The following is a 12,533-nucleotide window of genomic DNA, read 5'->3' as shown; positions in this document are numbered from 1 at the left end:
CGTAGCGATGTTTTATAACAATAAAGCTGCGGTGGCATTTGCCAGAGAACAATATGCTAACGCCTACGCTTATTACAAAGCCGCAGCACAGTCCGATCCTATGTTTTCCGTTACCTGGTCCAACCTGGGGGTATTATTCAGAGTGAATGGTATGCACGAGTTGGCGGAAATCAGTTACAAACACAGTCTGGCGCTTGAACCTGATGTAACGAATACCCTGGCTAACCTGGCCGTACTCTACCGGCAAACAGGTAATATTGTTGAGGCAGAAGCGCTGGAAAAGCGCGTGCTGGCTAAACGCAACCGTAATCCGTATTACTTTCTGATGCTTGGCAACGAGGCCTACAGAAATGTCGATTATGCCGAAGCCATAAAGTACTATGAAAATGCGGTCAGTCTGGATGCAAAAAATCACGAGGCCTATTTTGGTTTGGCACGGAGCTACTATGCGCTTGATGACACAGAATCCGCCGTCAGATACATGAAAAAAGCCAGCCGCAATGCGCCGTCAGATGACGAACAACAACTCTATGAACACAAGTTATCGGTATTGAATCAGCTGGCCAGGTTACATTAGGCGGCACCAGCTATTGCGCAAAGCAAACGCTGCTCTGGTATACCCATACTTAACACATAAGGTATCTGGCTTTGTTGCACAGTGTTGAAATCCTGCTTTGACGCCAACCCATGCCAGTTAATTTGTATCAGGCTTTGCGCGACAGCACTGCCCAAGCCCGAACCCGGGCCAAGTAATATAATGTGCTGTGGAGCAAACTCCTTCACTGCAACTTGTAATGCCTTGCTAAAATCATAGGCTTGGCAGACCTGATGCTGCAAAGTGTAATGCTGTAGCGCAGCTAAATCGCCCCCCATTCCGGGCCAGATATGCCCCCTACCGTCAATCAGCGGCAATTGAGGCAGGTTAAAGCGTGAAACAGGCCATAAAGTAAGTGCTTTATCAGAAGCAGCCTGCATCAAAGGGGTATGAAACCCGGCATGCCCCGATAACAAAAGCGGGAACCTCTCATCGCAGGGAGGCAATGCGGCCATAGCAGCGTTAACGGCTGTAACGGTTCCGGCCAATACGGCGTAGCCACCGTATACAATAGACATAAACAACTCTGATTGGTGTAACGTCAGCTGCTGCTGCACCAGCGCCTGACGCTTAGGATCAGGTCGCCAGCGGTCGTCGACAACCGGGTAAATAAACTGAGCACCACTGCCGCCAGCTGTTAACTGAGCCATATCCGTCACCAGTTGCATGCCTGTTTCAGCTGACAGCGCCCCCGCACAACCCAGTGCTGTATACCACCCCATAGAGTTGCCGGTTACCGCAACAATTTCAAACTGATTAAAGTCGATAGCAGTATAATCCGTGATACCGGCAGCAAAAATCAGCGCGGCCGCATTGTCTGCTTTAGTGTGCACTGCACGATTAAAAGCTGGCATACTTTCCAGAGCAGATACTGTCGCCAACTCCGCGTTATCTCTTACTTTGTCAAACTGAGCCAGTAAAGCCGCATCAGGATTATGAGTTCTGATATAACCGTATTCGGTTTTATTGTAAGTGCCGCGCCCGGGGCATACCACTAATGCCGTTCTTTTCACTTAACCACCTCATTGACCTGCACCCCCAGCATTACCAGGGCTTGCTGCACAATTTGCTGTTTGGATGGCAGCACGGTATAGGCTGCGGCCCCCAGCGGAATAAAACTATCCTCAGCACATAACCGCTGGACCTGATACTGTCCTGGCTTTGCCTCATGCAATGCGGTAAAAAGCTCTTCGCTTAACGAGCCGCGCCGGCGGCATTCATCAACAATCAGCACTTTCCTGCAGCCATCAAGCGCAGTAACAATATGCTCAATATGCAACGGTACCAGTGTGCGCAAATCGATCACCCGGATCCGATATTGCTGCTGACGTAGCTCCAGCTCGGCCTGACGGCTTAAATAGTAGCCATTGGCATAACTGATAATCGCCAGCTCGTCGCCATCACCATAGACGGCTGGCTCACCCAGTGACGGTAAGGGCGCGTCAGGCGAAGGATAATCCCGTAACCACATTCCATCACCGACAGTGGCGAGATCACGCGTCATATACAGTGCAATAGGTTCAAGAAAAATTACCAGCCGCTTTTGCTGATGCGCCAGCTGTACCGCCTGTCGCAGTAGCAAGGCAGCGTCATAACCATTTGATGGGCATAACAAAATGACACCCGGAATATCCCGAAACACAGCAAAGGAATTATCATTGTGAAAGTGACCACCAAAACCACGCTGATAAGCCAACCCTGCGATTCGGATCACCATCGCGTTGTGGTACTGGCCGTTGGAGAAAAACGGCAAGGTGGCCGCTTCACCGCGAATTTGATCTTCAGCATTGTGTACATAAGCCAGAAACTGAATTTCCGGAATAGCAATAAAGCCCTGCTGGGCCAAACCAATAGCTAAACCGAGAATGCTTTGTTCGTCCAGCAGGGTGTTAATTACCCTGTTACTGCCAAAGGCGTGGACTAAATGCTGCGTAACACCGTACACGCCACCTTTTTTGCCGACATCTTCGCCGAAAACCACAGTATTTTTATACTGCGCCAACACGTCATGCAAAGCCCAGTTCAGTAGCTTAGCTAAATGTTGTTTTTTACCCATGTTGTGCTGTTCAAAGGCAAATAGCTGCTGACGGCTTTCTACAGAGAGTACAGCTGGTGTGGGTTCCACATCACGTAAAGGCGCGATAGATGCCATAACTTGCTGAGCTGACACCAGCTTTGGCCGGGAGCTTGCCACAGCTGCAACTCTGGCAATTTGCGCAACCAGAGTATCCAGTTGTTTCAGTAACTGCTCAGCTGAGATTTGTGTTGTGGCCAGTAACGCGGCCGTGCTGCTAAGTAACGGATCCTGTTCAAGTTCAGCGTCTATTTGTGCCTTGGTACGGTACGCTGCCTCTGCATCGGCGCCGGCATGACCAAACAAACGTACGGTTGATAAGTGCAACACCGCCGGTTTACGCTTAGTGCGCACATAATCGGCAGCTCGTCGCGCGATATGATAAGTTTGAGCTAAGTCGCGGCTGTCTGCAGCAAAGTATTTCAGAGCAGGCCTGTCGGCTAAATCCTGCTCTATCCAGCCACTGGGCGTCGGCGTAGAAATACCCAGGCCGTTATCCTCACAGACAAACAGTACCGGCACCGGTACCTGCTGATAAGCGGCCCAGCAAGCCGAGTTTATTGCCCCTTGCGCTGTCGAATGGTTTGCCGACGCATCGCCAAAGCTGCAAAGTACTATCGCATCATGTGGCCATTGTCCGTCCAACTGCAGTCGTTTGGCTAAATCCACTGCAAAGGCCGCGCCGACGGCTTTTGGTAATTGCGACGCTATCGTGCTGGTTTGAGGTGGAATATTAAGCGCAAGACTGCCAAGCACTTTATGGCGACCGCCGGAGATTGGGTCATCACAGCTGGCACAAAACGACAGCAGCATATCGTACAGCGGGGTGCTGCCCGGTAATTGTTTACTGCGTTCAATAAAAAAAGCGCCACTGCGGTAGTGTAAAAATGCCGGATCAGTAAGCCTTAAAGCAGCGGCAACGGCGGCATTGCCTTCATGTCCGGCACTGCCAATGGTATAAAAGCTCTGGCCTTTGGCCTGCAATAAGCGTGACTGTAAATCCAATAGCCGGCTGCATAACTGGCTATGCCACAGCTGATACAAAATAGAAAAATCGATACTATGGCTGCTACTGTGCGGCGGCAGCTTGCCATCGCTTAACCGCGCACGGTATTCATTTACCCAGGGATGCACTGCTTCTGACATTAGGCGGACTCCGCTGCTGTTGCTACTGTTCCTGCTAACTGGCCAAAACCAGCGTTTAAGCGCCGCTAAACGCCTGCAAGCCAGTTTGTGCCCGGCCCAGGATCAATGCATGAACATCGTGGGTGCCTTCATAAGTGTTGACGGCTTCCAGGTTCATCACATGACGGATGACGTGATATTCATCAGCGATACCGTTACCGCCGTGCATATCACGGGCAATACGGGCAATGTCCAGCGCCTTACCACAGGAATTACGTTTAATCAGCGAAATCGTTTCCGGCGCTAACATATTCTGATCCATCAGTCGCCCAGCCTGTAAACACCCCAGCAAACCGATGCTTATTTCTGTTTGCATGTCCGCCAGCTTTTTCTGAATAAGCTGATTAGCCGCCAAAGGCCGGCCAAACTGCAGCCTATCCAGCGTATACTGGCGTGCGGCATGCCAGCAAAACTCTGCTGCACCAAGCGCTCCCCAGGCAATACCATAGCGGGCTTTATTCAGGCAGCCGAATGGCCCTTTTAAGCCGCTGACATTAGGCAGTAAGGCATCTTCTGCCACTTCTACGTTATCCATCACAATCTCGCCGGTAATGGATGCGCGCAGTGAAAACTTGCCTTCTATTTTCGGCGCTGATAAGCCTTTCGTGCCCTTTTCAAGCACGAAACCGCGGATCTCGCCGTCCAGTTTAGCCCACACGACAAATACATCAGCAATTGGCGAATTGGTGATCCACATCTTACTGCCGTTGAGTACGTAACCACCCGCTACTTTTTTGGCAACAGTACGCATACTGGCGGGATCAGAACCGGCATCCGGCTCAGTTAAGCCAAAACACCCCACCCACTCGCCTGTAGCCAGTTTGGGCAGATACTTCTGCCGTTGCTCTTCAGTGCCATAAGCATGGATCGGATGCATAACCAGAGATGACTGCACACTCATTGCACTACGGTATCCGCTATCCACCCGCTCTACTTCACGCGCAATCAGGCCGTAACAAACATAATTGACGGCTGAGCAACCGTATTTTTCCGGCAGCGTTGCACCCAGCAAACCCAGTTCACCCAGTTCGTTCATGATTTCACGATGGAAATGCTCTTCGCGGTTAGCCATCAGTACCCGGGGCATGAGTTTATCCTGACAATACTGATGAGCGCTGTCACGCACCATCCGCTCTTCTTCACTCAGCATTGCGCTCAATGCAAATGGGTCCTGCCAGTCAAACAGTGCACGTGTCATAGCCAAATCCTTATTAAAACCAGCGAAATATGATTGTTATGGTCAGAGTAGCCTGCTTTGATATACAGTTAAAATATAATAATTCTGTATCTGGTATAGATTTAAACTATGGATATTCGCCAACTAAATTACTTTGTTGCTGTGTATGAGCAAGGCAGTGTCAGCGCAGCAGCGCGCCTGTGCTGCGTTGCACAACCATCGTTATCGGCTGCACTGCGACAATTAGAACAGGAACTTGGCGTTACCTTGTTTATACGTTTACCCAAAGGTGTTATGCCCACCGAAGACGGAGAGAAGCTTTATGGTCATGCCGGGCGGCTGCTTGGTCAGCTGCAGTCACTTAAAGCCTCATTCCGGGAACCTGTAGCCAGGGTAAAATTCAGGCTGGGGTTAATCCGGGCTTTAGGTGTAGAGCGCATGAGTCAGCTGTTACGCGAGTTCAGTAACAGTGTTGCAGGCTTAGAATTACATCTGGTAGAACCGGAGGAACCTTGTGATGCTCGGATAATAACGCCACATCAGCTAAAAGCAGCAGAGGCATTTCAGCCAATCTGGCGTGACAGTTATCTGCTGGCGATCCCGCCCGGTACTGCGCTTAGTTTACAACAGCAAATCCAGCTGACGGATTTTGAGCAGTTACCGTTGATAAAACGCACACCTTGCGATGCCTGGAACATTCTTTACCCTGAGTTGGTGCGTCATGGCATTAAAGCGGATATCCGTGCCGACATTCAAACCATAGAGTATGCTCTGGGGCTGGTATCTGCCGGTGTCGGCTGCGCGCTGGTACCCAACTTTGAATCCTTACTGCTACGGCAGGACATTACCCTAAGACCGATAACAACGCTGAATTTACAGCGTGAAATTGGCTTGGCTTATCCTAAAAGCCAGGACTCAGCATCACTGACCATATTACGCCAGCTGTGCAAATCGGTGCGCTGAACAGTGAATTTATCGTCCTCGGATCAGGGTTAAGTTGATCTGCCGCAATATCAGTCTAACGCAGGCTGTATAAAGTGCAGGCCAGATGAATTCCACGTTTGGATAGCACAGAATAATGCCTGATACCGCTGACACTTCGCTGCATGATAATGACCCTGTAATTGCCACTGTTGTGCTGAAAGAGCCGGTTTGCTGCGGCAGTGATAAGACAGTGCGCGACGCCGCCATTTTAATGCGCCGGCACAGCATAAGCAGTGTATTAGTCGTCTCACCGGATGATGCCAGAGTATGCGGTATATGGACAGCTGCAGATGCCAGAAAGCTCGACTTCAGCCGCCCGGGCACGGCGGCAACGCCTCTGCAACGCGTTATGAGCTCACCGGTGCGCAGTGTGAAAAACAGTAGCAGACTCAGCAGCGCAGCCGGCATTATGTTACAGCATGGTATTCGGCGCTTACTGGTAGAAGATGCAGCCGGTGAGCCAGTGGGCCTTTTGACACAGAGTGATATTGTCAGGCAACAGAGAATCGAATTTTACCTGCAGTTTCGCGATGTCAGTTCATGCATAAACAAAGAGCCGCTGCATCTGCCCGCTACTTTGCCTCTGTCCGAAGCCGTCGTTCAGATGCATCAACACGATGCTGATGCTGCAGTCGTGCAGTTCGAAAACGGTGAACAAGGTATTCTCACCGAGCAAGACCTGATTAGCTTTCTGACTCAGCATGATACTAATCCTGCAGTAGCAATGCTGGCCACAACGCCGCTGATCAGCATCAGTGCTAACGCTACCCTGCTGCAGGCAGTGCGTTTGCTGACGGATAATCAGCTACGGCATGTCGCAGTAAGACAGAATAACGCCCTGATTGGATTGCTATCGTTCAATGATATCCTGCGTAATGTAGAATATGCCTATGTCGATCAGCTAAGGTCAGCGTTACTGGCCCGTGATGTTGCCCTTCGGACCTCCGCCGATTATCTGCGACTGGCGCATAAAGTTATTGATGCCTCGCTCGATGGCATTATGGTTACCGACCAAAATGGCATTATTCAATCGGTTAACCCAAGCTTTTGCAATATCACCGGATACACCTTGCAGGAAGTTTTGGGACAAAGCCCACGGCTGTTAAGCTCAGGCCTGCATCAGACTGAGTTTTATCGTGACATGTGGCAGGTACTGTTACAGCACGGCCATTGGCAGGGCGAAATCTGGAACAAGCGCAAAAATGGCGAGCTTTATCCGCAGTGGCTGACTATTACTGCCATCCGCAATGAAAACCAGCAAATCAGTCAGTTTGCCGCTATTTTCAGCGATATCACTGAGCGTAAGCAGCAAGAACAAAAGATCCACCAACTAGCGTACATTGATGAGTTAACCGGGCTGGCAAACCGGCGGATGTTCTTTGACCGGCTGCAGCTCAGCCTGGCCAATGCCCACCGGCACAATCATCAGTTAGCGGTGTTATTTCTCGATTTAGATTTGTTCAAACGTATTAACGATACCCTAGGACATCAGGCTGGCGATCAGGCGCTAAAAGAGGTAGCACGCAGGATTAGCGAAACAGTGCGTGAAGGCGAATCCGTTGCCAGACTGGGTGGCGACGAATTTACCATATTACTGCCTGAGATTAGTCAGACAGATCCGCTGGAGTGCTTAGCCAAAAGGCTGATTAAACAGATAGAAAAGCCGGTACGGCTGCTGGACCAGGAGTTCTTCCTTACCACCAGTATAGGTATTGCCATCTACCCGCAGGATGGTGTTAATGCAGAACAATTGGTTAAGCACGCTGACGTTGCCATGTACCAGGCAAAAAACAGTGGCCGTAACCAGTACTGCTTTTACCATGCCAGTGCCGGGCAACAAAATGTTGATGAGTTAAAACTGGAACAGGCTCTGCGCGAAGCGCTGCGCTTACAGCAACTGGACGTGTATTATCAGCCCAAATTCACACTCGATAGCCAGCAGCTGGTTGGACTTGAAGCGCTGGTTCGCTGGCAGCACCCGCAGTTGGGGGTTATGTCCCCTGTCCAGTTTATTCCATTGGCCGAGAAACTGGGGCTTATCAGCACGCTGGGCGAGCAAGTGCTGCAAAGGGTATGTCTGCAGCTGACGCAATGGCACAACTGCACAATACCAGTGTCAGTAAACATATCGGCGCTGCAGCTAGCTGACTCTGAGTTCGTTACCCGGTTACACCATATTATCCGGTTGGCTGACGTACCGCCACAGCGCATAGAGCTGGAGTTGACTGAAAGCTGCCTGATCCCGGAGCAAGCGGAACAAACCCAGTACCAGCTGACCCAACTTAAAGCCTTAGGTTTCAAACTGTCTATTGACGACTTCGGTACCGGGTATTCTTCATTATCATATTTACGACGTTTACCGATTGATACACTGAAGATTGATCAGAGCTTTGTCAGAGATTTACCGGATAACCCCGGTGCCTGTCAGATTGTCAGCGCTATCATTGCCATGGCCAAGGCATTAGGTTTAGATGTTATTGCAGAGGGTATTGAGCATCAGCAGCAACTGGATTTTCTGCGCCAGGCAGGTTGTAATCAGGGCCAGGGGTATCTGGTGTCTGCGCCGCGTCCGGCACAGGAATTCACACAGCTGTTTATGGATAAAGTTGCTGAACCGGGCTAACGCAGACAACGCCAGCGCCATTACACTGTCAGTTGTTGCTTTAGCCCTGAGGCTACCTATACTTCAGACAAGTGCATCAATTTAGACGGTAAACAATGACGCAGCATTCAGACTCAGACAAAGCAGATTCAAGCCAACACGCTAAGCGACAACCTCCGCTGTCACATCGCGATGCAGAGGCCGCAAGCCCGGAAGACAGCTCAGTATGTGGCGAAGAAGACCCGGGGTCAGCACTCGAAAGCTTAGTTGACGATAAGTAGCGCGTGTCCAACATACTGATGTTATGATCACAACTTATTTTTCTGACTGCCAGCGTATAACAGTACTGAATTATGTCGACACAGATGTCTTATTATTTTCACGATTACGAGACCTGGGGCGCCGACCCCAAGCGCGACCGGCCAGCGCAATTTGCCGGTATCCGTACAGACCTGGAGCTGAATATCATTGCCGAGCCGGATGTGTGGTACTGTCAGCTCGCTAATGATTATCTGCCCCATCCGCAAGCGGCGTTAATCACTGGCCTTACGCCACAACTGTGCAACAAAAAAGGTCTGCCTGAAACTGACTTTATGCAGCGTATTTTAAGCCGTTTCAGTGAGCCGAATACCTGCGTAATCGGTTACAACAACCTGCGTTTTGATGATGAAGTTACCCGGCACAGTTTGTTCCGTAATCTGTACGAGCCATACAGCCGTGAATGGCAACATGGCAACAGCCGCTGGGACGTTATCGATATGGTTCGCGCATGTTATGCACTGCGACCGGCAGGGATAAACTGGCCATTGCGTGAAGATGGCAGCCCAAGCTTTAAATTGGAAGAGCTGACAAAAGCCAACAGCCTGGCACATGATCAGGCCCATGATGCGTTATCAGATGTGCACGCCACTATTGCAATAGCCAGGCTGATTAAACAACAGCAACCAAAACTGTTTACCTATTTGTTTGAACTGAGACAAAAAAATAAAGTCGCTGAGTTGATTGATGTTGCGGGCATGACACCACTGGTGCATGTTTCATCAAAATTTCCGGCAAGCTCAGGCTGTGTCAGTTGGATAGTGCCACTAGCCTTTCACCCGACAAATAAAAATGCCGTTATCTGTTACAACCTGCAAGCATCGCCCGAGCCGTTGTTGCATGACGACATTACTGTGTTGAAAGAGAAACTGTACACCAAAACAGCAGATTTAGTTGATGGCGAACACAGGCTTGGTTTAAAACTGGTGCATTTGAATAAATGTCCGGTTTTGGCACCGGCTAAAACGCTGACGGAAAGCCGGGCGGCCGAGCTAGGCATTGACCGCACGACCTGTCTTCAACATTTAGACTGGCTGCGACAACACCGGATTTGTCAAAACAAAGCCATCGAGCTTTACCAGCAACTGGATGAGTATCCCACCGAAACAAACCCGGATTATCAGTTATACAGCGGTTTCATCAGCAACGCTGATAAGCAAAAAATGCAACAGCTGCATGAGCTGCCGCCCGAGCAACTTGGCAGCAATGCACCGGTTTTCGCTGACGAGAGGCTGAATAATCTGCTGTTTTTATATCGGGCACGCAATTATCCGCACAGCCTGACCGACAGCGAGCAACAAAAATGGCAACGCTATCGAACGGACAAATTGATGCACGGTTTGGATAAACCTAACCTGACCATGGAAGAATTCAGTCTGGCGCTGGAGAATCTGGCACACGAACATGCCAGCGATGAGCAGAAAATGAAAATTCTGAAGTCACTGTATTTGTACGTTCAGAGCCTGTAACAAGGCCGTTACAGCACCCACACTGCTCAGATGTTTTTATACTGAGCCTTGAAATTCGTTAGTAATAGGTGAATACTTAGCGCCATCTTGTCGGAGTGCCCAGCTGTTTACAGCGGGCTGAGACCGTGAAAACGGGATCCGTTGAACCTGATCAGGCTAATACCTGCGAAGGGAAACAAGGGGCTATACCATATTTTACTCAGCACAGATCCGCCTGGTGAAGTTGCTGCATGTGATTATCTGCCCTACTCCGGACAAGCAACCTCAACTTGAAAACCGGAGCTTGCTATGTCTGCTACAACCCTATCCAAACGTGATCTGCGCGCCCATGCCCGAGCCTATATTCAGGCATTGCAGGGTGAAACTTTCCCCGGTTCCAAACGCCGCTATCTGCACTGTGAACACAGCGGTGTCAGGGTGCCGGTGCGGGATATTCACTTAAGCCACACTCAACTGGCTGATGGCGGTATTAAACAAAACCCTGCTTTAGCGGTGTATGATACATCAGGACCTTATGGCGATCCCGCCCAACCGCTGGACGTGCTGCGAGGCTTGCCAAAGCTACGTGCAAGCTGGATAGCAGCGCGCAATGACACAGAAGCCTCACCCTTGCCATCTTTTGCCGATATTGCACTTGACGAGCAGATAACAGAGTTCAGTCATCAACGGCTGCGCGCCAAACAGGGTAAAACGATTACCCAGCTGCAGTATGCCCGCGCAGGTATCATTACCGCCGAAATGCACTTTATTGCCCTGCGTGAAAATATGGCAGCCATTGACGATGGCGTAACCAAGCACCAGGGTGAGAGCTTTGGCGCAGCTATACCCAAGCAGATAACAGCCGAGTTTGTCAGAAGCGAAGTCGCTGCCGGGCGCGCTATTATCCCGGCAAATATCAACCACCCTGAAGCCGAGCCGATGATTATCGGTCGTAATTTTAAAGTAAAAGTGAATGCCAACATTGGTAACTCCTCCGTCAGTTCCAGCATTGAAGAAGAAGTAGAAAAACTGGTTTGGGCTACGCGCTGGGGCGCCGATACCATAATGGATCTGTCGACCGGACGCCGCATCCACCAGACACGGGATTGGGTACTGCGTAACAGCCCGGTGCCCGTGGGTACGGTACCCATTTATCAGGCATTGGAAAAAGTCAGCGGGGATGTCAGCAAGCTAAACTGGCAAATTTTTTACGACACACTGACTGAGCAGGCAGAGCAAGGTGTTGACTATTTCACTATCCACGCCGGCGTATTAAAAGACTTCGTCAGTTTAACGATAAACCGGGTCACCGGCATTGTCTCACGCGGCGGCGCCATCATGGCGCAGTGGACACGGCTGCACCAGCAGGAAAACTTTCTCTATCAGCATTTTGAAGACATCTGCAAGCTGTGTGCGGCCTACGATATTTCGCTGTCATTAGGTGATGGTCTGCGTCCGGGTAGCATAGCTGATGCCAATGATGACGCCCAGTTTGCCGAGCTACGCACTCTGGGTGAGCTGACAAAAGTTGCCTGGCGCTACAATGTTCAGGTGATGATTGAAGGGCCTGGCCATGTGCCAATGCAACTTATACAGCAAAACATGACGGAACAGCTAAAACACTGCCACGAAGCACCATTTTACACTTTGGGGCCGCTGACGACTGACATTGCTCCAGGCTATGATCATATTACCTCTGGTATAGGGGCTGCCATGATAGGTTGGTTTGGATGCGCCATGTTGTGTTACGTAACACCAAAAGAGCACCTGGGCTTACCTAACAAAGAAGATGTAAAACAGGGGCTTATAGCATACAAGATCGCGGCACATGCTGCCGATCTGGCCAAAGGCCACCCCGCTGCTCAGCTACGTGACAATGCTTTGTCTAAAGCACGCTACGAATTCCGCTGGCAAGATCAGTACAACCTGGCGTTAGACCCCTTTACGGCTAAAGCTTACCACGACGAAACATTAAGCCATGAAGGTGCTGACACTGAGCAATTTTGCTCGATGTGCGGGCCAAAGTTTTGCTCGATGCGGCTTAACCAGCAGATTAAACAGGATGAGGGCACCGCTGATGTCTGACAGCGCCCGCGTCAAACCCATCGTATGGACTATAGCCAGTTCCGATAGCGGCGGCGGTGCTGGGA

Annotated in this window: 9 protein-coding genes and 1 riboswitch; of the genes, 6 read left to right on the top strand and 3 right to left on the bottom strand. The window is 50.4% G+C overall.

Features of this window, described 5'->3' with window-relative positions:
- A partial coding sequence (locus VIN66_RS14145) for a tetratricopeptide repeat protein (protein WP_331924582.1) occupies nt 1-577 on the top strand: 577 nt, incomplete at its 5' end.
- On the opposite strand, the gene VIN66_RS14140 is transcribed toward VIN66_RS14145, so the two are convergent.
- Genes VIN66_RS14140 through VIN66_RS14130 form a run of 3 tightly spaced genes read right to left on the bottom strand, consistent with a single transcriptional unit; the run spans nt 574 to nt 5,052 of the window.
- Complete coding sequence (locus tag VIN66_RS14140) at nt 574-1,608, bottom strand: malonyl CoA-ACP transacylase (protein WP_331924581.1); 1,035 nt, start codon at nt 1,606-1,608, stop codon at nt 574-576. The two genes, VIN66_RS14145 and VIN66_RS14140, sit on opposite strands and share 4 nt — an antisense overlap.
- The gene (locus VIN66_RS14135) at nt 1,605-3,815 is read right to left on the bottom strand and encodes a thiamine pyrophosphate-dependent enzyme (protein WP_331924580.1); all 2,211 of its coding nucleotides are present in this window, start codon (nt 3,813-3,815) and stop codon (nt 1,605-1,607) included. The genes VIN66_RS14140 and VIN66_RS14135 overlap by 4 nt, the downstream gene beginning before the upstream one ends.
- Before the next feature lie 55 nt (nt 3,816-3,870).
- Nucleotides 3,871-5,052 (bottom strand): acyl-CoA dehydrogenase, encoded by a 1,182-nt coding sequence (locus tag VIN66_RS14130; RefSeq protein ID WP_331924579.1) that lies wholly within the window; start codon nt 5,050-5,052, stop codon nt 3,871-3,873.
- A gap of 108 nt (nt 5,053-5,160) precedes the next feature.
- Here VIN66_RS14130 and VIN66_RS14125 point away from each other — a divergent pair, with 108 nt between their 5' ends.
- From VIN66_RS14125 to thiC, 5 genes are all read left to right on the top strand, one after another.
- Nucleotides 5,161-5,994: a LysR family transcriptional regulator gene (locus tag VIN66_RS14125; protein WP_331924578.1), complete on the top strand. Its 834-nt coding sequence runs from the start codon at nt 5,161-5,163 to the stop codon at nt 5,992-5,994.
- A 115-nt stretch (nt 5,995-6,109) separates the two neighbouring features.
- The gene (locus VIN66_RS14120; protein ID WP_331924577.1) at nt 6,110-8,638 is read left to right on the top strand and encodes an EAL domain-containing protein; all 2,529 of its coding nucleotides are present in this window, start codon (nt 6,110-6,112) and stop codon (nt 8,636-8,638) included.
- Nucleotides 8,639-8,733: 95 nt separating this feature from the next.
- On the top strand, nt 8,734-8,898 hold the full coding sequence (locus tag VIN66_RS14115; RefSeq protein ID WP_331924576.1) for a hypothetical protein: 165 nt from the start codon (nt 8,734-8,736) through the stop codon (nt 8,896-8,898).
- Nucleotides 8,899-8,982: 84 nt separating this feature from the next.
- Nucleotides 8,983-10,404, top strand: a complete 1,422-nt coding sequence (gene sbcB / locus VIN66_RS14110) for an exodeoxyribonuclease I (RefSeq protein WP_331924575.1) — start codon at nt 8,983-8,985, stop codon at nt 10,402-10,404.
- Nucleotides 10,405-10,485: 81 nt separating this feature from the next.
- Nucleotides 10,486-10,596, top strand: a riboswitch (TPP riboswitch).
- Nucleotides 10,597-10,692: 96 nt separating this feature from the next.
- Entirely contained in the window at nt 10,693-12,468 is a 1,776-nt protein-coding gene (thiC, locus tag VIN66_RS14105; protein ID WP_414709906.1) for a phosphomethylpyrimidine synthase ThiC, read from the top strand.
- Nucleotides 12,469-12,533: the final 65 nt, after the last annotated feature.

Source organism: Rheinheimera sp. (assembly GCF_036568245.1).
Taxonomy (GTDB): Bacteria; Pseudomonadota; Gammaproteobacteria; order Enterobacterales; family Alteromonadaceae; genus Alishewanella.
Note: the sequence above shows the minus strand (reverse complement) of the source record. Positions and strands in the feature narration are given on the sequence as shown.

Coding starts and splice junctions, on each gene's coding strand:
- VIN66_RS14115 (WP_331924576.1), top strand. CDS start 8,734: ATGACGCAGCATTCAGACTCAGACAAAGCAGATTCAAGCCAACACGCT.
- sbcB (WP_331924575.1), top strand. CDS start 8,983: ATGTCTTATTATTTTCACGATTACGAGACCTGGGGCGCCGACCCCAAG.
- thiC (WP_414709906.1), top strand. CDS start 10,693: ATGTCTGCTACAACCCTATCCAAACGTGATCTGCGCGCCCATGCCCGA.
- VIN66_RS14135 (WP_331924580.1), bottom strand. CDS start 3,815: ATGTCAGAAGCAGTGCATCCCTGGGTAAATGAATACCGTGCGCGGTTA.
- VIN66_RS14120 (WP_331924577.1), top strand. CDS start 6,110: ATGCCTGATACCGCTGACACTTCGCTGCATGATAATGACCCTGTAATT.
- VIN66_RS14125 (WP_331924578.1), top strand. CDS start 5,161: ATGGATATTCGCCAACTAAATTACTTTGTTGCTGTGTATGAGCAAGGC.
- VIN66_RS14130 (WP_331924579.1), bottom strand. CDS start 5,052: ATGACACGTGCACTGTTTGACTGGCAGGACCCATTTGCATTGAGCGCA.